The organism is Novosphingobium sp. BL-S-19 (assembly GCF_055521675.1).
The window spans coordinates 3,412,841-3,433,111 of sequence record NZ_CM145498.1 but is presented as its reverse complement, the minus strand read 5'-3'; the positions used below and the strand labels follow the sequence as shown (position 1 = coordinate 3,433,111).

The window sequence follows — 20,271 nt, the reverse complement described above, 5'->3', positions numbered from 1 at the left end:
CCCTGATGGCTTGACTACGGAGGGATCGCGGGCAACCATCGCCAGGTGGTTGCAGGAAAGCACAGATTGCCCCGCATAGCCGGGAGCGGCGGGTCGGCCCTGAAAAGGGTACGGCCCGTTGTCGCGTCCGGGGAAGGGGTATCGGAAAAGGCGGGGGCGCCTGCCGAGGCGGCGCGCAGTGCCACCATCGCCATCTACAGCGTCAAGGGCGGGGTGGGGAAAACCACCTTTGCCGCCAATCTTGCCTGGTGTTCGGCGCAGTCGACCGCTCACCGCACCTTGCTCTGGGATCTCGACGCCGCAGGCGGTTCGGGCTTTCTCTATGGGCTTGAGCCGAAAGGATCGCGCCTCGCAGAGGAAGTCTTCACCAAGGATCGTCCGGCCACCAAGCTGATCCAGGCGACTCGCGATCCGCTGGTGGACGTGCTGCCCGCCGATGAGAGCATCCGCGCGCTCGACGCGCAATTGACGCGCATCGGCAAGCGCAAGCGGCTTGCCAGACTGGCGGAGGAGCTTTCGGCGGACTATCCGCGCATCGTGCTCGATTGCCCGCCGGTGCTGAATGAGCTTTCGGCGCAAGTCGCCCGTGCTGCAGACCTCATCATCGTGCCGCTGCCGCCCTCGCCGCTGTCGGCGCGGGCGCTGGAACTGGTGGTGCGCGAGATTGCGGGAACCACCAAGCGTCACCCGCCGATCCTGCCCGTGCTCTCCATGCTCGACATGCGCCGCGCGCTGCACCGGCAAGTGCGTGAGGCACAGCCGGACTGGCCGGCGGTGCCTTATGCCAGCGTGGTCGAACAATGCGCGGTGCAGCACCGCCCGGTGGGCGCGATCGCCCCCACCAGTCCGGCGGCGCAGGCCTTCGCGATGCTGTGGCGAGCGATCGAGGCCAAGCTGGCAGAGAAGCGCAACTGAGGCCTTTCCACGGGCGATGGGCGCGACTTTCGCCTGCCGCGCGCAATGGCTGTTCACCCACCGCGTGACAGGTTAAGTTCCCCCGCCCGTTTTCGTTCGGGCGACAGGGGGAAGTGGTGAGCGAACTAACTGAAAGTCTGGCGGAAATCGGGCAAGGTGCGATGGCGGCGCGCGCGGCCGAGCCCTACGCGGGGGAGGCCGAGGACGGCCATACGCATGAGACGGCCTGCCTGAACTGCGGTACCGCGCTGATCGGATCGCACTGCCATTCCTGCGGGCAGGCGGCGCATGTCCACCGCACGCTGGGCGCATTCTTTCACGATCTGCTGCACGGCGTCTTCCATTTCGAGGGCAAGATCTGGCGCACGCTGCCGATGCTGGTCCGCTACCCCGGCGCCCTGACGCGCGAATATATCGACGGCAAGCGCGCCAGCTTCGTTTCGCCCATCGCGCTGTTCCTGTTCTGCGTTTTCCTGATGTTCGCCGTGTTCCACGCGACGCACGACGAAAGCGTAAAGGGCGCCCGGGCGGTGACCAATCCCAAGGAACTGGCTGCGGCGATCGCCGGCAACGACAAGTTGATCGCCGACCTGAAGGCCCGCCGCAAGCAGTTGGCAGATGCCGGCAAGGATACAGACCGGATCGATAAGCAGATCGAGAACAAGGAAAACGCGCAGGAAGTGCTGCGTGATACGCACGATGCCATCGCCGAAAACACCAGCGACGAGCAGTTGAGCGATTTCAAGCCGCTGCAGAAGGCCGTGGCCAAATTCCGGGACGACCCGGATTTCGCGGCCTACAAGATGCAGAACTATGCGTACAAATACAGCTGGACGCTCATTCCGATCTCGGTGCCGTTCCTCTGGCTGCTGTTTCCGTTCAGCCGACGGTTCCACCTCTACGATCATACCGTGTTCGTTACCTATTCGCTGTGCTTCATGACCTTGCTGGCCATCGTGGAGATGCTGATGGGGGCCATCGGTACCTTTTCGCTGGAGAGGCTGCTGTTCTTCGTGCCGCCATTCCACATGTATGCGCAGCTCAAGGGCACCTACGGCCTTACCCGCCGTGCGGCATTGTGGCGAACCGCGCTGCTGGTGATCTTCGCCTCTACCGCGCTGCTGCTGTTCTTCGTGGCACTGACCGCGCAGAGCGGGGCGTAAGGGTGAGGGCCGTCGGTCAGGCGGCTCTGGCTTGCGGAGGTGCGATTTGTGCGTGCCGCATGCCGCAAGGCTCCCTGCGCAACCTAAGGGCGGGAACCTGAGGCGCAACCTTACGGCAGCCCCCTTCGTCATCCCCGCGCAGGCGGGGATCCCGCTTTTCTTGCGGCCATACGAAAGGTTGCAGAAGGAAGCGGGGCCCCCGCCTACGCGGGGGCGACGAGGTAGTGATGCAAGAGGCGATCCACCTTAAGTGAGCCGACCCTCCGCCCAATCAAGACAACAAAAAAGGGCGAGGACACCGCCGTCCTCGCCCTTTCCTGCATTCTTCCCCGAGGGGAAGCCTTGTTTCGGAAGTCTTGTTTCGGAAGTCCCGTCAGGCGCCTTGGGGCGTCGCGCTGCCGGAGTAGCGGCGGCCGGCCTTGGGGATCGACGAACCCGTCATCGGACGCGGCGTGCCGCTTCCGCGCGGTTCGCTCGGCCGGTCGATCTTGCCGTCGGACAGCAGCTGGTTGATCTCCTCGCCCGAAAGCGTTTCGTATTCCAGCAGCGCCTGTGCCAGCGCTTCGAGCTGCTCGGCATTGTCCCGAAGCAGCGTGGTCGCACGGGCGTGGGCATCGTCCACCAGACCGCGGATTTCGCTGTCGATCACCTTGTTGGTCTCGTCAGAGGCCATCAGGCGATGCGATCCGCCCATGCCCAGGTAGCCTTCCTGCTGCTCTTCGTACTGCAGCGGGCCCAGCTTGTCCGACATGCCCCACTTGGTGACCATGTTGCGGGCGAGGCCGGTGGCATACTGGATGTCCGACGAGGCGCCCGAGGAGACCTTGTCGTAGCCGAAGATCAGCTCTTCCGCCACGCGGCCGCCCATGGCGACCGAGAGGTTCGCGAGCATCTTGTCGCGGTGGTACGAATAGCTGTCGCGCTCCGGCAGGCGCATCACCATGCCCAGCGCGCGGCCGCGCGGGATGATGGTGGCCTTGTGGATCGGGTCCGAAGCCGCTTCGTGCAGCGAGACGATGGCATGGCCGGCCTCGTGATAGGCGGTCATCTTCTTCTCGTCGTCGGTCATGACCATGGAGCGGCGTTCCGCGCCCATCATCACTTTGTCCTTGGCGTCTTCGAACTCCTGCATGGCGACCAGGCGCTTGTTGCGGCGCGCGGCGAGCAGGGCGGCTTCGTTGACGAGGTTGGCAAGATCCGCGCCCGAGAAGCCCGGCGTGCCGCGCGCGATCACGCGCGGGTTTACGTCGGGCGCCAGAGGCACCTTCTTCATGTGCACGGCCAGGATCTTTTCGCGGCCCTCGATATCCGGCACCGGTACCACGACCTGACGGTCGAAGCGGCCGGGACGCAGCAGCGCGGGATCCAGCACGTCGGGGCGGTTGGTCGCCGCGATGATGATGATGCCTTCGTTCGCCTCGAAGCCGTCCATTTCGACCAGCAGCTGGTTCAGCGTCTGCTCGCGCTCGTCGTTCGAATTGCCGAGGCCGTGGCCGCGATGGCGGCCCACCGCGTCGATTTCGTCGATGAAGACGATGCAGGGCGCGTTCTTCTTGGCCTGTTCGAACATGTCGCGCACGCGGCTTGCACCCACGCCGACGAACATCTCGACGAAGTCCGAGCCGGAGATCGTGAAGAACGGCACGCCCGCCTCACCGGCGATGGCGCGGGCGAGCAGGGTCTTGCCGGTGCCGGGCGAGCCGACCAGCAGCGCGCCCTTCGGGATCTGGCCGCCCAGCTTGGAGAAGCGGGTGGGATCGCGCAGGAACTCGACGATTTCCTCCAGCTCCTCACGCGCTTCGTCGATGCCGGCAACGTCGTCGAACGTGACGCGTCCCGAACGTTCGGTCAACAGCTTGGCCTTGGACTTGCCGAAGCCCATCGCGCCCGAACCGCCGCCCTTCTGGACCTGGCGCAGCGCGAAGAAGGCGATGCCGACGATCAGCAGGAAAGGCAGGGTCTGCGCCAGGATATAGACCAGCACGGAGCCTTCTTCCTGGCTCGCGCCGGCGTAACGCACGTCATGGTCCTGCAGAAGCTGGGTCAGCGTGGTGTCGTTCGGCACCGGTACGGTGGTAAACGAATCGCCGTTCTTCAGCTTGCCGTCGATGCGGTCTTTGCCGATTTCCACCGTCTGCACGCTGCCTTCGGCAACTTTTGCACGGAAGTCGGAATAGGCGATGTTCGGCCCGCTTTCGGCGCGGGTGTTGAACATCGACACAACCAGAAGGAGGGCGACAAAGATGCCGCCCCATACGAGCAGGCTCTTGACCCAGGGATTGCCGCTAGGCTGGTCGTCGTTCATCGTCTGTTGAAACCGTCCTTTCGCCCGTCAATGTAAGATCGGGCGGTTGAATCGCAAGCGTGCGGAATGCAGTCACTGTAATCGAAACCGCACTTCGCTGCGAGCATTTCGCGTTCGATTGCCGTTCAAGCTTGCGCAGCCGCGCGACAGGGCGGGAGAGTCAGCGTCATTCTGGCACCTTGGGCGAGGGTTTCGGCGGCCGATTTCGGAGCGTTTGCCGGGCTGGGGAGGGTCACCGATTCCAGCGCATAGTCCGCGCCGATCTGGCGGGCCAACGCGCGCGAGATGCTAAGCCCCACCGAATCACCTTCGATTGCGACAAAGCCCGGGGGCAGCCCGGCACCGTCATCCTCCACGCTTAGCGCGATGCTTTCGCCGGTGCGACGCAGGCCGACGCGGATGGTGCCCCGGTCGCGTTGACCCAGTCCGTGCTCGAGCGCATTCGCAATCGCCTCGTTCAGGATCAGTGCCACCGGCACGGAGGCTTCGGGCCGCAGGATCAGGCCCGGCTCGGCCACGACGACGGTGGCGATGCCGTCGCGGCCGCTCGTCTCCATGACATTGCGCGTCAGTTCGGAGATGAACGAATCGAGCGCCACCAGCGCGCCATCGGTATGGTAGAGCCGGCGCTGGATGCGGCCGATCACATGTAGCCGCTTGGCCGCATCGCTGATCGCGCGGCGGGCGACCGGTTCCTCAAGCCCGCGCAATTGCAGGGACAGCACGGCCGCGATCATCTGCAGATTGTTGCCTACACGGTGCTGCAATTCCTGAAACAACACTTCCGAGCGATCCGCCAACTGGCCGCGTTCCTCGGCCAGCACGCGCACTTTCTCGCGCGTGTCGGACAGGCGGGCATTGGCGCGCTGCATCAGGTGGACGAGCGCGATATCCACCGTGACCACGGCGCAGTAGAAAGCCATGGCCACCAGCGTGCGTCCGTCCAGTGAAATACCGAAGCGCGGGGGAATGAAGAAGAACCAGGCGAAGGCCCCGCAGACCACCGCCGTCAGAATGCCCGGGCGCGGTCCGAACAGGAACGAGGACAGCGTCACCGCCGGGAAAAAGCTGAGAAACGGGTATCCCGGCGGAAAGGCATCGTCCAGTTCCCACCGCAGTCCCAGCGCGACAAGGCAGAGGCAGAGCGAGATCGCATAGCCGAGCAGCGGGCGCTCGGGAATCAACGGCAGGCGTTCGATGAAGCGGATGGAAAGAGGGGCCAGTCGGATCACGTCTTGTTTGTCGCTCGCTACGCATGGTGCGGCGAGATCGCGTCCGGCAGGTGTGTCCGGGCCGGGCGTCTCGATAGCAGAGACGCGCGATCCGGCGCGCAAGTTCCCGTGTGTGTTATCTTACCAACTGATAGTCTCCGGCCGTATCGATCTGGGCCACCCATCCGGGATAGACGACGATGGTGGTGAAGGTCTCCTCGATGATCGCGGGCGCGGCCACTTCCATCCCGGGCGCAAGGTCCGCGCCGCGATAGACCGGCACATCCGCGAAGCCCTGACCCAGATTGGCGCGGCGGTGGCGGTTCGGCTGCGGTATGACGCCGCTGGGGGCGAAGTCTCCGCCGGCCGCGGGTGAGGGCGTCTCGACATGGGCGGCGAGGCGGACGCCCGAGATTTCGGGAACCTCGTGCTCGCGGATATGGCCGTATTCGGCCATGTGGCGGGCGTTGAACAGTTCGATGGCGCGTGCGGCAAAGGCTTCGTCGATGAAGCCGAGATCGCCCAGCGGGGTATCGGCGGCGAAATCGAACGAGAGCGAGAAGTTCTGCCCCGGATAGCGCATGTTGAGCCGGTAATCGGCGCGGATGTCCTTTGTACGGAACTGCGCGGCAGTGAAGTAGCGCGCGGCGCGGTCCGACAGTTCGGTCCAGAGCTTGCGGATGCGTGCCACATCGAGCGCCGAAGCGGAGGCGATGTAGGAGCGTTCCTCGTCGATGGTCGGGTTCGCCACCAAGGTGCCCAGCGCCGAGAATGTGGGCGATGCCTTGGGCACCAGCACGCGGGTGATGCCAAGGTCTTCGGCCTGAATCGCCGCGAAGGCGGGGCCGTTGCCGCCATAGGCCAGCATGACCAAGTCTTTGGGATCGATGCCCTTGCCCGCCGTGGTGCGGCGCACGCCCTGGCTCATATGGGCGTTGACCACGCGCCAGCAGTCGAAAGCGGCGCGTTCCGCGTCGTCGTGGCCGAGTGCGTTGGCGATCTGGCGGAAGGCTTCTTCCACGCCGCCTCGGGTCAGGCGGAAGCTGCCGCCGGCGAAGCCTTCCTCGGTGGAGAGGATGCCCAGCATGACCAGCGCATCGGTCACCGTCGGCTCGGTGCCGCCGCGTCCGTAGCAGATCGGGCCGGGTTCCGACCCCGCCGAGCGCGGGCCGACTTCCAGCGCGCCCTTGTTGACGTGGCAGATCGAACCGCCGCCGGCGCCCAAGGTCTCCACTTTCACCATCGGCACGCCGACGAGATAGCGGTGATGCATGTTCCAGCCCGCCTCGGCCGGGGCTTCGCCGTTCAGCACCAGCGCCATGTCGTAGCTGGTGCCGCCCATGTCGACGCAGAGCAGGTCCGGGCAACCCTTGGCGCGCCCGGCATGGGCGGAACCGACTACGCCGCCCGCCGGGCCCGAGGCGAGCACGCGGATCGGCGCGCCGTCGATATAGTCCTTGGTCATCACCCCGCCGGAGGCCTGCATGACCATCAGCTGATTGCGGTATCCACCCTCGCCAAGCCGCTGCACCAGCCGTTCGAGATAGCCAGTGACGCGCGGGCCGACATAGGCGTTGACCACCGTGGTCGAGGTGCGATCGTACTCCGGCGCGCGGGGCAGCACTTCGTGGCTGGCGGAAACGTAGGCGTTCTGGATTTCCTGCCGCACGATCTCCTTGGCGCGGCGCTCATGCTCCGGATTGACGAAGGAGAACAGGAACGAGATCGCCACCGATTCCACGTTCTGCAGCCGCAGCTTGCGGCAGGCTTCGCGCAGCGCCGCTTCGTCCAGCTCCTTGTGGACCGATCCGTCGTGCAGGACGCGTTCGGGTACTGTCAGGCGGCGGCGGCGCGGGGTGATCTGCTGCGGCGCTTCGAGGCGGACGTCCCAGATATCTTCCTTGTAGCCGCGCCGATATTCGATCTCGTCGCGGAACCCCTCGGTGGTAATCAGGCCGGTGAGGGCGCCGTTCATCTCGATCAGGGTGTTGTCGGCCACGGTGGTGCCGTGGACGATCGCCTCGCAGCGGCCGAGGAATTCGGGGAGGGGCAGGCCTTCCTTCTCGGCCAGCTTGCCCAGACCCTCCATCACCCCCAGCGAGCGATCCTCCGGGGTGGAGAGGTTCTTGTGGAGCACCACTTCGTCGCCCTTCAGGAGCGCGAAGTCGGTGAAGGTGCCGCCGATGTCGATGCCTACTCGGTACGTCATTCAGGTTTTCTCACTCTCCAGATCCTCCCCCAGCGGGGGAGGGGGACCGCCGCAGGCGGTGGAGGGGGATTGGCGCGGCGTTGTGTTGTTCCGCGCCCCCTCCGTCGGCCCCTTGGGCCGCCACCTCCCCCGGTGGGGGAGGATCGCGAACCGTCTTGCTATTCCGCTGCCTCGGCCATGCTCGCCATTTCGGCCCTGAGCGCCTCGGTCGCGGCGTGGTCCACCGCCAGCGAGTAGTCGTCGAGGCTGCCGGTCAGCACCACGCCGTACTTCACCCGCGCCGCCTCCGGGCTGACGTACTCGTCGAGCACATCCTCCTTCACCGCCTCCGGATCGCGCTGGAGCGGGCGGCCAAATCCGGCGCCACCGCCGTGCTGGTAGGCGATCACGGCCCCTTCCGGCAGCAGGTCCTGCGCGGTGTGAAGAATGGCGCGCTCGTTGGGGGAGCCGACCTCGAAGCGGTTGGTATAGGGGATCGCATCGTCCCCGCCGCGAAGACCGCGCAAGGGGTGGTCGGCCGAAACCATCCACGCCATCGCCGAAGTCGGCCGCAGCACTTGCTTGACGTTGAGCGAGCCGGGGCACCCGCGCCACTGTCCGGCGCCGCCGCCATCGGTGGTCATCTCACGGCTGATATTGAGGATCGGGAAGCGGCTTTCCGCATCCTCCGCCTCGGAGAGGATCAGGCTGCCCAGAGCGGAAGGGCAGGAGCCCCAGCCGTCGAGCCCTTCCACCGCCGAAACGTCCATCGATCGGCAATCGACGCCCTGATCCATCCACATCATGCCGCCCTCATCGAAGCCGACGACCATGTTGGGCATGCCGATCTTGTAGAGCTGCGGCTGCGACCGTTCGGGCGCCACATTGGACAGCGCGATACAGACCGCCTCGGTAATCTCGCAGGCCGGGTGGAACGATCCCAGCGCGGCAGGCTTGTTCGGCGGCGGCTGGGCGATGCAGCCTTCGGGGATCAGGATATCGACCGCGTTGAAGAACCCTTCGTTCTTCACGATCGTCGGGTCCATCGCCGCGACCACCTGGCACATCACGTAGCTGCGCGAATTGGCGAACGTGTTCCACACGCCGACAAGGTTCTGCCGATCATCGGTGCCCGCAAGGTCGACGGTGAGCTGGTCCCCGGCGATGGTGCAGGCGACCTGGACCTTGATGTCCTTGGTCCCGGCCGTGTCGTGATCGATCCAGACGGTCGCCTCGTGGCACCCATCGGGCCATTTCGCCACTTCCTCGCGCACGCGGCGCTCCGTGTGTTCGATCGAGTGGTTGATCGCCGCCTTGATCGTCTCCCCGCCCCACTTGCCGATCAGGTCGTCCAGCATCCGCACGGCGTGCTGCACGCCGCCGACCATCGCCGCGATATCGCCCGCGAACGTGGCGAAGCGGTTGTTGCGCACCACCGTGTCGAACACGTCGCGGCGCAGCTCGCCCCGGTGGACCAGCTTGAGGCAGGGGTAGATCACCCCCTCGGTGAAGACGTCGGTGGCATCGAGCGAGAAGCCGCCCGGATCTTTGCCGCCGGTGTCGCCCTGATGCGCCTGCAAGGTCTGGATGCAGATCAGCTCGCCCTTGTCGTCATAGACCGGGCCATAGATGCAGTAATCCGGTAGGTGACCGCCGCCGTGATCGGGATCGTTGCCCAGGAAGACATCGCCCGGCCCCCAGTCATAACGGTCCTGATTCATCAGCCCCCAGCGCGTTTCCATCTGGTTGACGAACGTCAGGTGCGGGGTGCCCACCGCGCCCATGGCAAGGCGGCCGTGGGCATCGACGATGGCGGCATTGCGCTCGTTCGACTGGTTGATGATCGGGCTGGAGGCGGCACGGCCAAGATAGGTCGCAGCCTCGAAACAGACCGTTTCGAACGCGCCGCGAATGATGTCGCCGGTTACCGGGTCGATTTCCGCCGCGGTCGGCAGGGGCCCGCGCCGCTCGGCGAGCTTGCGGTTCAGCTCGTAGGACACGTCTTGCTCTCCCTTGTGGTTTGTCCGAGGTAGGAGCGGAGAGGGCGCGCTTCTCGACAGCGAGCGCATCGGCCCATGCAGATCACGAAACATCCGCGCCGGGCTTGTCCATGGCCGCCATTGGAGCAGCACTGAGAATGAAGACAGCTGGCCGTATCCACCCGGTCTATGCGGAAATGGAGCGCACGGTGTTCGATCGCATGTCGGCGCTGGCGCGTGAGCATGGCGCGATCAACCTGGGGCAGGGCTTCCCCGATGGTCCGCCGCCGCCCGCGCTGATCGAGGCCGCAAGCCGCGCCTTGCATGAAAAGTCGAACCAGTATCCGCCCGGCGCGGGGCTGATCGAACTGCGTGAGGCGATCTGCGGCTATTACGCGCGGCGACAGGGGCTTGAGCTTGCGCCCGAGCAGGTGACGGTGACTTCCGGCGCCACGGAAGCACTGGCCGCTGCCGTCTTCGCTTTCGTGAAGCCGGGCGATGAAGTCATCCTGTTCCAGCCCGCCTACGATGCCTATGCGCCGCTGGTGCGCCGGGCGGGCGGCATCGCGGTTTCGATCCCGCTCTCGCCCCCCGATTTCCGCTACCCGGCCGAGGCGCTGGAGGCGGCTTTGCAGGAGCGGTCCACCCTACTGGCGCGTTCCGGCCTGCCCGATCCGGCACCGGTAAAGCCGCGCGTGCTGATGCTGAACGATCCGCTCAATCCAGCAGGCACAGTCGCCAGTCACGAGGAACTGGCGATGATCGCCAAGGCCTGCGTGGAGCATGACCTGATCGCGATCTGCGACGAAGTCTGGGAGGATGTGCGCTTCGACGGCGTGCCGCATCGTTCGCTGATGAGCTTTCCCGGCATGGCCGAACGGACGGTGAAGATCGGTTCGGCGGGCAAGATCTTCGGGCTCACCGGCTGGAAGATCGGTTGGATGATCGCGGCGGGCCATCTGGCGACGGCGATCTCGCGCGCGCACCAGTTCCTGACGTATGCTACCGCCGTACCGCTGCAGTGGGCGGTGGCGGAGGGGCTGTCGCTGCCCGACGCGGTGCTGGACGAGCAGCGCGCCACATGGGCCGCCGCGCGCCAGCGGCTGAAGGCCGGGCTTACCGAGGCCGGGTTCACGGTGCTGCCCAATGCGGCGACGTGGTTCCTCAATGTCGATCTCGCCGCGTCGGGAATTTCATTGTGCGACCGCGAATTCAGCGAGCGTGCGGTGACCGAAGCCGGGGTGGCGAGCGTTCCGGTGGCTGCACTCTATCAGGGTGAGGAAGCACCCGAACATCTGGTGCGTTTCTGCTTCACCAAGCCCGCAGATGTGCTGGATGAGGCGGTTTCGCGGCTTGCCCGTTTCCGCAAGGCGCTGATCGGCTGAGCGCCGTCACACAACCGTCGCTTGACACTTTGCTGCAGTGCGGCATCGTGGTCCCCTCACGCATCGGGGGACGCGCATGGTTGAAGCTGAAGACACGCTCTGGAACGCGGACCTCGCGCCGACGGGCGCGGCGCAGCGCAACTGGCGCTGGTGGCATTTCGCGGCGCTGTGGGTGGGCATGGTCGTCGCGGTGCCCAGCTGGATGCTCTGTGCCGGGCTGATCGATCAGGGCATGTCGGCCCTGCAGGCGATCGGCACGGTGCTGCTGGGCAACCTGATCATCCTGGTGCCGATGCTGCTGATCGGCCACTCGGGCGCGCGCTACGGCGTGCCTTTCGCGGTCCTGGCGCGCGCTTCGTTCGGTACGGTGGGCGCCCGCCTGCCCGCCATGGCCCGCGCGCTGGTCGCTTGCGGCTGGTACGGCATCCAGACGTGGATCGGCGGCGAGGCACTGCTGACGCTGCTCGGCATCTTCCTTGGCGCGGACTTGCGCGGCACGCCGCTGCCGTTTCTCGGCATTGGCCTCGGTCAATTGCTCGCCTTTCTGGTGTTCTGGGGCGTGCAACTGTTCTTCGTGCGCAAGGGGCTGGCGACGATCCGCAAGCTGGAGACCTGGACCGCGCCCGCCAAGCTTATCGCCTGCATCGGTCTCGTCTGGTGGGCGATGGACGCAGCGGGCGGCGTCGGTCCGATCTTCTCGGCCCCTTCGGCCTTCGGGCCCGGCGGCGCGCGGGAAGGGCAGTTCTGGGCGGTCTGGCTGCCCGCGCTGACGGCGATGGTCGGCTTTTGGGGCACGCTGGCGCTCAATATCGCGGACTTCACCCGCTTCGCCAAAAGCCAGCGCGACCAGATGCTGGGGCAGGCGCTGGGCCTGCCACCGACGATGGGGCTGATCGCCTTGCTGAGCGTCATCACCACCTCCGCTACCGTGGTCGTCCATGGCCGGGCGATCTGGGATCCGGTGGAACTGGCCGGCACGCTGCATGGGCCGTTCGTGCTGCTGGGGCTGATCGTGATCGCGGTGGACACGGTATCGTGCAACATCGCCGCCAATCTGGTCTGCTCGGCTTTCGACTTCGCTTCGCTGAAACCATCGAAGATCAGCTATCGCACCGGCGCGCTGATCACCGCGACCATCGGCCTTGTCATGATGCCATGGAAGATCATGGCGAGCACGCAGGGCTACATCTTCACCTGGCTGACCGGCTACGGCGCGCTGCTAGGCCCGATCACCGGCATCCTGATCGCCGATTACTGGCTGCTGCGCGATGCGCGGCTGGATGTGGATGGGCTCTACCGCGAGCATGGCCCCTATACCTACCGCAAGGGCTGGAACCCGCGCGCGCTGATCGCGCTGGCGCTGGGCATCGCGCCCAACGTGCCGGGCTTCCTCTCGGTCGCCGCGCCGGGCGTGTTCGGGGAGGCGGGGCCGGTGTTCTCGGCGATCTATACATATGCCTGGTTCGTCGGCGTGGCGGTGGCGCTGGGCAGCTATACGCTGATGATGCGGGGCAGGGCGGCAGCGGTGGAGCCGGTGTTTTCGGGGGCGTAAGCGCGCTCCCCAACACGGCCAAGGGTATGAGCAGGGCAAGCCCCGCCTCCAATCAATTCGTCATCCCCGCGCAGGCGGGGATCCCGCTGCCTGCCTTACGGCCTTTCGTGTTGCCGCAAGAAAGCGGGGCCCCCGCCTGCGCGGGGGCGACGAATTGATTGGAGGCGGGGCGGTGTAGGAGCCCGAGACGGGCGCTTAGTCGCTCTCGAACGCCGCGCGCATATCGTCGTCGGCCAGATCCGAGAACTTGGTGATCCGCGCTTCGAAGCGCATGCGGACCTTGCCGGTGGCGCCGTGGCGCTGCTTGGCGATGATGAGTTCCGACAGGCCGGTCACTTCTTCCATCTTCGCGCGCCACGATTCCCACTTGTCGCGCACGTCCGGGGTGTCGGTGTCGCTGGGGAACTTCGGCTCGGTCGCCTTCACGTAATAGTCTTCGCGGAACACGAACCAGACCATGTCCGCGTCCTGCTCGATCGAGCCCGATTCGCGAAGGTCGGACAGCATCGGGCGCTTGTCTTCGCGCGATTCCACCGCACGGGAGAGCTGCGAGAGCGCGATCACCGGAACGTGCAGTTCCTTGGCCAGCGTCTTCAGGCCACGCGAAATTTCGGAAATTTCGTTCACGCGGTTGTCGGTGGCGCGGCCGGAACCCTGCAGCAGCTGCAGGTAGTCGATGATGACGAGGCCGATGTTGTGGCGGCGCTTCAGGCGGCGGGCGCGAGTGCGCAGGCCGGCGATGGTAAGGCCGGGGGTATCGTCGATGAACAGCGGCAGTTCGGCCAGACGCTGGCTGGCGAAGGACAGCTGCTGGAAGTCCTCGCGGCTGATCTTGCCCATACGCAGCGCTTCGGAACTGATGCCCGATTGTTCGGCAAGGATACGCGTGGCCAGCTGGTCCGCGCTCATTTCGAGGCTGAAGAACGCGGTTGCCGCACCCACCGATTTTTCGACCGGGATGCCGTCCGCCAGATCGCGCTGCAGCCGGTCGGAGGCGTTGAAGGCGATGTTGGTGACGAGCGAGGTCTTGCCCATGCCCGGACGGCCGGCAAGGATGATCAAGTCGGAATCGTGAAGACCACCGATCTTGTTGTTCACCGAGTTGAGGCCGGTGGTCTTGCCCGAGATGTGGCCGCCCGAATTGAACGCCTTTTCGATGGCGCCGATCGCGGTGCGGGTGGCTGCGGCGAAGCTTTTGGCCTCGTTCGCGGTGGAGGCACCTTCGGCCACTTTGTAGAGCGCGGCTTCGGCACGTTCCACCTGCTCCATCGGCTCCACCGATTCGGAGGTGTCCATGGCCTCGGCCACGAGATTGCGGCCCACCGAGATCAGTTCGCGCAGCAGGGCGAGGTCGTAGATCTGGTCCGCCAGTTCGCGCGGGGCCAGCAGGCCCTGACCGTCCGCGGTCAGACGAGCGAGGTAGGAAACGCCGCCCAGCGCCTTAAGCTGTTCATCGGCCTCGAAATAGGGGCGCAGAGTAACCGGGGTGACCACGGCCTTGCGATCGAGCAGCTGCAGGATGCGCTCATAGATGCGGGCGTGGACGGGTTCGAAGAAGTGCGTGGGCGAGAGCTGGGTGGGAAGCTCCTCGATCACGCGGTTGTCGATCAGCACGGCACCAAGGAATGCAGCCTCCGCCTCGACGTTCGAGGGCAGACTACGGGCTTGGGCCGCGGGCTCGCGGGTGATGACGGCTTCTTCTGACATGAGGGATTCGACAATGCCCCAAGAGACCCCGCGCCAGCAAGCGCGCGGATCGAGCATTTCTATCCACAGCCTGTTGATGGCTGGTGGATAGAAATGTTCCTGGCTTCTCTGCGGCACCAGCCCACTCCCCCACCCGACCTCCCCTACGGGGTAGAATCTGGGAGGTCGGGTGGGGGAGTGGGCTGGTGCCGCAAGCCTTCGACGGATGTCGAAGGCGTACCAAACAAAGACTCTTCTTATCGCACGGGCTTGCCCGCTTATGCCGCAACCGCGTAAAGGCCTTCCGATCATGGCCGATCCGCGAATCTCGCATATCGAACTCGACGAGGCGACCATCCTGTGGCGCAACGCCGATATCGAGCAGGAACGGCGCATCGCGATATTCGATCTCATTGAAGACAATGTCTTCAAGCCCATGCGCGCCTTCGAAGCAGGGCACGCGGGGCCTTATCGTCTGCGTCTTTCGGTGCGCGACGGGCGCCTCTCGCTGGACATCGCGGCGGAAGGCGGCGATCCCATCGAGACGATGGTGCTGGGCCTTGCCCGTTTCCGCCGTCCGGTCCGCGAATACTTCGCAATCTGCGAAAGCTACTATCAGGCGATTCGCAAAGCCTCGACCCAGGAGATCGAGACGATCGACATGGCCCGCCGCGCTATCCACAACAATGCGGCGGAACTTCTGCTCGAAAGGCTCGATGGCAAGGTCGAAACCGACTTTCCGACTGCGCGCAGGCTTTTCACGCTGATCTGCGTCCTGCATATCCGGGGCTGAAGGGGGCTTCACGATGGCAAGGACTGCAGCGGGGACTGCATCGGGCGCGGTTTCGCGCAAACGTTTGCTGTGGCGCTGGGGGCGGCAGGCGCTGGCCGCACTGCTGCTGATCGCACTGATTGCAAGTGCCTGGGGCTGGTGGACGATGCGCCACTGGCAGCCTTCCCGAACGACTTTCCCGGTACAGGGCGTGGAAGTGGGCGCAGCGGACGGCCAGTTCGACTGGAAATCGCTGAAGGCGATCGGCGTGGACTTCGCCTATGTCGACGCCAGCGCCAGCGCCTTTGCGCGTGATCCGCGCTTCGTCAGCAATTTCGGGGAAGCGCGTGCCGCAGGCGTGCAGGTGGGGGCGGTTCACCGCTACGATCCCTGCCAGCCCGCGCAGGCGCAATCGGCCAATTTCGTGACCACGGTTCCGCGCGATTCGCGCCTCCTGCCGCCGGCCATCGATCTGGACATGCTGGCCGACGACTGCGCCACGCCGGTTTCCGACGCCAAGGTCGAAAGCGAGCTGATGACCTTCATCAACCAGATCGAGACGCACACCGGCAAGGAAGTGCTGCTGAAGATCAGCCCGGCCTTCCAGACGCGCTACCACATCGCCGCCAAGTTCGATCGCAAGCTCTGGCTGATCGGCGACCGGTTGCTGCCCGATTATGCCGGGCGGCCCTGGACGATGTGGACGGCGAACCAGTCCGCCGCCAACGAGATTGCGCAAGGAGGCCTGCGCTGGGTAGTGGTGCAGCCATGACCACAGCTTTCACCCAGGAACAGCGCGACGCGCTGCTCGCCACCGCGCGCCAGGCCGCGAGCCGCGCCTATGCCCCCTATTCGAAGTTCCACGTCGGCGCCGCGCTGCTGATGGCGGACGGATCGGTGGTGACCGGCGCCAATGTAGAGAATGCCAGCTACGGCCTGTCGCTCTGCGCGGAAACGGTGGCGGTGGCCTCGATCCTGTCTTCCGGCGAATATGGCAAGCTGGAAGCCGTCGCCGTGACCGGCGGCGCGCCGGGCGCGCCGGGTGAGGGCGACGTCGTCAGCCCCTGCGGCCGCTGCCGTCAGGTGCTGAATGAGATCGCCCAGCTTGGCGGCACCGACCCGCTGGTCTGGTGCGACGGCAAGGACGGCGTGATCGAGATGCGCCTGTCCGAACTGCTGCCTCACGCGTTCGGGCCGGCCAACCTTCTGTAATTCCGGGAAATCGCGAAACGGCGCCGATGCCCGCCGCGCAAAGCGGCGCGGCAAGGCGTCGTTTCGTCGGAATCTTATTGTCAACTGAATTGGTTGAGTTATGGTGCGCATAGTCGGGACGTAGACAGAGTCGACCGGCGGTTTCCCAACCTTGTTGGAGCACCTCCATGACGCACTACCGCTATCCGCATGAGCAGGACCATCTTCCCCTGATCCTTCTGGTTCCCGGCGGCCCGCTTCGCGATGGCCACTGGATGAAGCGCTGGGCGCAGTGGAGCGAGCATTGCCGCGTGCTGGAACTGGGCATGTGGGACGAACCGCACCGCAACACCTGGGTCAACAAGCTGAACCTGGCGATCCGCCGCGCCGATCGGCCGGTGGTGATCGTCACTGATGACATCGCCGCGCTCGCTCTGGCCTGGTGGGTGGAATTCGAAGGCGTGGGCCCGGAAAACCCGGTGCTGGGCGCGATTGCCGTCAATCCGCCGAACATGGACCTTCCCGGCGCCGACCCGCGCCTGTCGCGCTTCGGAGCTTGTCCAAGGCAGCCCTTACCGTTCACGTCCTTCGTGGTGAGCGATCTGGACGCCACGGTGGCGCAGCAACGCTCGGTGATCCGCCTGGCCAAGGACTGGGGCGCGTCGCCGGTCTGCGACGACACGCGCGGCGACTGGGCTTCCGGCTGGGTAATGCTGCAAAGCGTGCTGGGGCTGGTGCCGGCATCTGCGCTGACGCCGCGCTGGTCTCAGGACGAGAACCTCGCCGTGCGCGAGGCTCTGCGCCAGTGGGCAGGTATTTGACGAGCGGAATTTTGAAGGGCGGCTAACCGCGCCTCAAATCCTTCACCACCCAATCCCCGTCATCCCCGCGAAGGCGGGGATCCCGCTTGTTCTTTGTCTCCGCGTGAACGCAAAAAGCGGGGCCCCCGCCTTCGCGGGGGCGACGAAGTGAATAGGGTACGGGAGGCGCTAATCGTGCGCCGAGAGAAGCAGGCAGCGGAAATGGAGGCCCCATTCCCGCTGCCTCGAATCCCTTACTTCGCCTCGCGCTCGATCAGCCATTCCAGCAGCGCGCCCATGCAGTCGGCGCCGAGCTGGGCGGAACGTTCCGGGCTCCACGCCTGCGCCGGATCGGCGGCATCATCGTGGTCCTTGAACGGCATTTCCAGCGTCATCGACACCGCGCCGAAGCGCTCTGCCAACTGGTTGGTGGACATCGTCAGGTTCGCGCGGCCCGGCGCGGCGACGGCATAGCCCAGCTTGCGCTGGAAATCGGGCGTGCGGCGGTCAAGGATTTCGCTGAAGCGGTCGTAACCGGCCTGCTGCTCGGCCTTGATGGAGGGGATACCCTGGAAGCCGGCCATGAACACCGCCGGGATCGCCTCGTCGCCATGGACGTCCATGGCGAAGTCAACGCCGGTCTCATCCATGGCACCGCGCACGGCGAGCACTTCGGGCGACTTTTCCGCCGTCGGCGTTTCCCATTCGCGGTTGAGGTTCACGCCCACGGCATTGGTGCGCAAGTGGCCGCGCACCGAACCGTCCGGGTTCATGTTGGGCACCACATGGAAGCGGCAGCGCTTGCGCAGTTCGCGCCCGGTCGAATCGGCGGGATCGGCCAGGACTTCCAGCGCGCCTTCCATCCACCATTCGGCCATCGATTCGCCGGGGTGCTGGCGGGCATAGAGCCAGACTTGCGTGTCGCCGTCGCCCATTTCCAGGCAATCGAGCGCTTGGCCGTCCAGCGTCTGGCCCAGGCTGCGATAGGTCACGCCTTCGGTGGTCGCCAGATCGGCGATCAGGTCGTGGTGGCGCTCCATCGAATAGGGCGCGAAGTAGGCGAACCAGGCTAGATCGCTTTCGGGCATGTAGCGGATGGTCAGCGTGCCGTTGTCCTCGGCCGCGTCCCAGCTGCATTCGGCCAGCGCCCAGTACTGGCGGTCTTCCGAAACGCGCGCGTTGTAGTTCGGCCAGCCGCCGGGATAGGCCGAACCGTTGAGCCCGGTGATCTTCAGCACCAGTTCCTGCCCGGCAATGCCGGCCCCGCTGACGCGGAAGTGGAACCACTGCAGGAATTCGGAATCCTTGTCGTGCCGGATCGCGAGGCGGGCGGTGAGCCCTTCGGTGGAGAGGACTTCGATGTTACCGGAATCGAAGGCGGAGGTGATGTGGAGGGTGGTCATTTCACAAGAATAGTTTCGCCGGACTGGCCCGGAAAGCCCTTGAACAGCGCTTCGGCCATTTTTGCGGAGCCCAGCGAGGTCTGCGCCATCGGTGACTTGGAACTGACGGTGAAGGCGGCGCGGCCTTCCCACAAGGTGCGGCCGCCGGGACGATCGCGAATCATGACCTGCATCCGGGTTTCCACCTGATCGGCGGGACGGCCAGACAAGTTGATGCCGATGCCAAGGCCCACGCCCGAACCGTAACTGCCGGCAGTGCCAAGGCCGCCCACCGAAACGGGGCTGCCCTGATTTCCGGCCTGGAGCGTGCGGCGCTCCACCGTCAGCACGGCCACTTTGGTATCGGAAACCGTCTCGCCCGGAAGCGCCTGCCGGAAGCCGACGCGGGCCAGTTCCTGCCCGACGGCGGCGGCATAGGCGCGGAATTCAAGGCTGGACGCGTCTTGCCCGGGGCCGGCGTCCACGCGGATGAGCCCGCCGTTCAGCGCCGGCGCATCCGGTGCGGTAAAGCGCGTGACTTCCACCGGACCGACTTGCGCGGCACATCCGCCAAGCGCGAGCGCGCCTGCAAGGAGCATCATGGCGACGAAAGGGCGGGCGCTGCGGGTCATCTGGGCTCTCCGGGGGCTAAGGGGTTGGACGATAACCCTTGTTGGCCGTCAGAGCCAGACGCGGGCTACGTCTGGAAATCCCGAAAAAGGGGAATCTGGGCCGGTATCGCGTGGAAATGCCCGCGCGGGGGCATTTCCACGCAAACTCTTCAGCCGGCGGAGCCGCCTACGGGATCGGCCTTGGGGAAGCCGTCGAAGAGGGCGCTGGCCAGCTTTCCGGCAATGCGGTCGTCCGGCCAGTTGTTGTCGCCTTCGCGCGTGGCGATCGTGGCGTAGCCTTCCCACAGCACCTTGCCGCTCGCCTTGTCGACGATGCGGGTGTCGAGGCGGGTGCTGACAAGCGCGCTGCGCGGCTTGGAGAGGTCCACATTGACGGCAAGGCCATAGGCCGATCCGCGATTGCTGACGCCCATTGCCGCCGTGCCGCTGACCGGGTTGCGCTTTTCTTCGGCGGGGGTGAGGACCTGGCGGGTGATCTTGAGTTCGACGTCTTGCCCGCCGTTATCGGCCTTGGCCTGGGTGTCGTAGCCGGCGCCGACGAGGGCATCGATGATCGCCGCTTCGTAGCGGGCGCGTTCGGGGCCGGCGACCCACGGGCCATCGCCCGATTCGGACGTGACGTTGACGGCGCCGTGGCCCAGTTCGCCGGCCTCGGGCCCTTGCGCCACGAATCGGCTCACTTCGACTCGGCCCTCGCGCGGGTCCTTGGTGTTGGTGCGATAGGGCGAAGATGTGGGGCCGCCCATCAGCGGATCGTTCCAGCCGCCGCCCCAGCCGGAACCGTATCCGCCGCCCCAGCGCGAACCCCAACCGGGTTGGGCCTGAACGGAGGACGCTGCGCCAAGGGCGGAAAGGGTGAGAGCCATGCCAGAGGCGAGAATCGCGGCTTTTAGCGTGTGCATCGGTGTTCTAATGTCCGAAAGAATCGGTTGGGTCGCACCCGGTATTGCGCTATCGGCTCGTCGCGATTGCCCCGCGATGAACGGAGCCGATCGACGGAAAACCGCGCCTGACCGGAGCAAGTTCGAGCAGAAGGAATGGGCGCTCACGCTTGACTTTGCAAGCCACTGCCACTAACGGCGCCACTTCAAATTTCTGGCGGCGGCCCAG

The 20,271-nt window shown here is 65.7% G+C and carries 16 protein-coding genes; 8 read left to right on the top strand and 8 right to left on the bottom strand.

Annotated elements, in window-relative coordinates; genetic code table 11:
- Window positions 1–186: 186 nt before the first annotated feature.
- Window positions 187–915: a ParA family protein gene (locus ACZ1JV_RS24415; protein WP_465152645.1), complete on the top strand. Its 729-nt coding sequence runs from the start codon at window positions 187–189 to the stop codon at window positions 913–915.
- A 116-nt stretch (window positions 916–1,031) separates the two neighbouring features.
- Complete coding sequence (locus tag ACZ1JV_RS24410; RefSeq protein ID WP_465150896.1) at window positions 1,032–2,078, top strand: DUF3667 domain-containing protein; 1,047 nt, start codon at window positions 1,032–1,034, stop codon at window positions 2,076–2,078.
- Window positions 2,079–2,451: 373 nt separating this feature from the next.
- Here ACZ1JV_RS24410 and ftsH read toward each other — a convergent pair whose 3' ends face one another.
- The 4 genes from ftsH to ACZ1JV_RS24390 form a co-directional block, all read right to left on the bottom strand.
- On the bottom strand, window positions 2,452–4,383 hold the full coding sequence (gene ftsH, locus ACZ1JV_RS24405; RefSeq protein WP_465150895.1) for an ATP-dependent zinc metalloprotease FtsH: 1,932 nt from the start codon (window positions 4,381–4,383) through the stop codon (window positions 2,452–2,454).
- Between the two features lie 125 nt (window positions 4,384–4,508).
- Complete coding sequence (locus ACZ1JV_RS24400; RefSeq protein ID WP_465150894.1) at window positions 4,509–5,615, bottom strand: sensor histidine kinase; 1,107 nt, start codon at window positions 5,613–5,615, stop codon at window positions 4,509–4,511.
- 115 nt (window positions 5,616–5,730) lie between these two features.
- Window positions 5,731–7,803 (bottom strand): hydantoinase/oxoprolinase family protein, encoded by a 2,073-nt coding sequence (locus ACZ1JV_RS24395; RefSeq protein ID WP_465150893.1) that lies wholly within the window; start codon window positions 7,801–7,803, stop codon window positions 5,731–5,733.
- A gap of 158 nt (window positions 7,804–7,961) precedes the next feature.
- Window positions 7,962–9,782 (bottom strand): hydantoinase B/oxoprolinase family protein, encoded by a 1,821-nt coding sequence (locus tag ACZ1JV_RS24390; protein WP_465150892.1) that lies wholly within the window; start codon window positions 9,780–9,782, stop codon window positions 7,962–7,964.
- Between the two features lie 137 nt (window positions 9,783–9,919).
- Between ACZ1JV_RS24390 and ACZ1JV_RS24385 the strand changes: the two genes are divergently transcribed.
- On the top strand, window positions 9,920–11,146 hold the full coding sequence (locus ACZ1JV_RS24385; protein WP_465150891.1) for an aminotransferase: 1,227 nt from the start codon (window positions 9,920–9,922) through the stop codon (window positions 11,144–11,146).
- A 76-nt stretch (window positions 11,147–11,222) separates the two neighbouring features.
- Window positions 11,223–12,698: an NCS1 family nucleobase:cation symporter-1 gene (locus ACZ1JV_RS24380; RefSeq protein ID WP_465150890.1), complete on the top strand. Its 1,476-nt coding sequence runs from the start codon at window positions 11,223–11,225 to the stop codon at window positions 12,696–12,698.
- Window positions 12,699–12,893: 195 nt separating this feature from the next.
- On the opposite strand, the gene ACZ1JV_RS24375 is transcribed toward ACZ1JV_RS24380, so the two are convergent.
- Window positions 12,894–14,405 carry a replicative DNA helicase gene (locus tag ACZ1JV_RS24375; RefSeq protein ID WP_465137236.1) on the bottom strand — a complete coding sequence of 504 codons (1,512 nt, stop codon included), beginning with the start codon at window positions 14,403–14,405 and terminating at the stop codon, window positions 12,894–12,896.
- Between the two features lie 289 nt (window positions 14,406–14,694).
- On the opposite strand from ACZ1JV_RS24375, the gene ACZ1JV_RS24370 reads away from it, so the two are divergent.
- From ACZ1JV_RS24370 to ACZ1JV_RS24355, 4 genes are all read left to right on the top strand, one after another.
- The gene (locus tag ACZ1JV_RS24370; protein WP_395393325.1) at window positions 14,695–15,177 is read left to right on the top strand and encodes a UPF0262 family protein; all 483 of its coding nucleotides are present in this window, start codon (window positions 14,695–14,697) and stop codon (window positions 15,175–15,177) included.
- Between the two features lie 13 nt (window positions 15,178–15,190).
- Entirely contained in the window at window positions 15,191–15,928 is a 738-nt protein-coding gene (locus ACZ1JV_RS24365; protein ID WP_465150889.1) for a glycoside hydrolase family 25 protein, read from the top strand.
- Complete coding sequence (locus ACZ1JV_RS24360) at window positions 15,925–16,368, top strand: cytidine deaminase (protein WP_465150888.1); 444 nt, start codon at window positions 15,925–15,927, stop codon at window positions 16,366–16,368. Before ACZ1JV_RS24365 ends, ACZ1JV_RS24360 begins: the two co-directional genes overlap by 4 nt.
- 167 nt (window positions 16,369–16,535) lie before the next feature.
- Window positions 16,536–17,168 (top strand): RBBP9/YdeN family alpha/beta hydrolase, encoded by a 633-nt coding sequence (locus ACZ1JV_RS24355; RefSeq protein WP_395330614.1) that lies wholly within the window; start codon window positions 16,536–16,538, stop codon window positions 17,166–17,168.
- A gap of 233 nt (window positions 17,169–17,401) precedes the next feature.
- Here ACZ1JV_RS24355 and ACZ1JV_RS24350 read toward each other — a convergent pair whose 3' ends face one another.
- From ACZ1JV_RS24350 to ACZ1JV_RS24340, 3 genes are all read right to left on the bottom strand, one after another.
- Window positions 17,402–18,550: a M14 family metallopeptidase gene (locus ACZ1JV_RS24350; RefSeq protein ID WP_465150887.1), complete on the bottom strand. Its 1,149-nt coding sequence runs from the start codon at window positions 18,548–18,550 to the stop codon at window positions 17,402–17,404.
- Window positions 18,547–19,161 carry a DUF4136 domain-containing protein gene (locus ACZ1JV_RS24345; protein WP_465150886.1) on the bottom strand — a complete coding sequence of 205 codons (615 nt, stop codon included), beginning with the start codon at window positions 19,159–19,161 and terminating at the stop codon, window positions 18,547–18,549. Before ACZ1JV_RS24345 ends, ACZ1JV_RS24350 begins: the two co-directional genes overlap by 4 nt.
- A 149-nt stretch (window positions 19,162–19,310) precedes the next feature.
- Entirely contained in the window at window positions 19,311–20,063 is a 753-nt protein-coding gene (locus tag ACZ1JV_RS24340) for a DUF4136 domain-containing protein (protein ID WP_465137242.1), read from the bottom strand.
- Between the last annotated feature and the right edge of the window lie 208 nt (window positions 20,064–20,271).

What these genes read in the sequence shown, in the direction of transcription:
- ftsH (WP_465150895.1), bottom strand. Translation starts at nt 4,383, where the DNA reads ATGAACGACGACCAGCCTAGCGGCAATCCCTGGGTCAAGAGCCTGCTC.
- ACZ1JV_RS24395 (WP_465150893.1), bottom strand. Translation starts at nt 7,803, where the DNA reads ATGACGTACCGAGTAGGCATCGACATCGGCGGCACCTTCACCGACTTC.
- ACZ1JV_RS24385 (WP_465150891.1), top strand. Translation starts at nt 9,920, where the DNA reads ATGAAGACAGCTGGCCGTATCCACCCGGTCTATGCGGAAATGGAGCGC.
- ACZ1JV_RS24380 (WP_465150890.1), top strand. Translation starts at nt 11,223, where the DNA reads ATGGTTGAAGCTGAAGACACGCTCTGGAACGCGGACCTCGCGCCGACG.
- ACZ1JV_RS24375 (WP_465137236.1), bottom strand. Translation starts at nt 14,405, where the DNA reads ATGTCAGAAGAAGCCGTCATCACCCGCGAGCCCGCGGCCCAAGCCCGT.
- ACZ1JV_RS24370 (WP_395393325.1), top strand. Translation starts at nt 14,695, where the DNA reads ATGGCCGATCCGCGAATCTCGCATATCGAACTCGACGAGGCGACCATC.
- ACZ1JV_RS24365 (WP_465150889.1), top strand. Translation starts at nt 15,191, where the DNA reads ATGGCAAGGACTGCAGCGGGGACTGCATCGGGCGCGGTTTCGCGCAAA.
- ACZ1JV_RS24360 (WP_465150888.1), top strand. Translation starts at nt 15,925, where the DNA reads ATGACCACAGCTTTCACCCAGGAACAGCGCGACGCGCTGCTCGCCACC.
- ACZ1JV_RS24355 (WP_395330614.1), top strand. Translation starts at nt 16,536, where the DNA reads ATGACGCACTACCGCTATCCGCATGAGCAGGACCATCTTCCCCTGATC.
- ACZ1JV_RS24350 (WP_465150887.1), bottom strand. Translation starts at nt 18,550, where the DNA reads ATGACCACCCTCCACATCACCTCCGCCTTCGATTCCGGTAACATCGAA.
- ACZ1JV_RS24345 (WP_465150886.1), bottom strand. Translation starts at nt 19,161, where the DNA reads ATGACCCGCAGCGCCCGCCCTTTCGTCGCCATGATGCTCCTTGCAGGC.
- ACZ1JV_RS24340 (WP_465137242.1), bottom strand. Translation starts at nt 20,063, where the DNA reads ATGCACACGCTAAAAGCCGCGATTCTCGCCTCTGGCATGGCTCTCACC.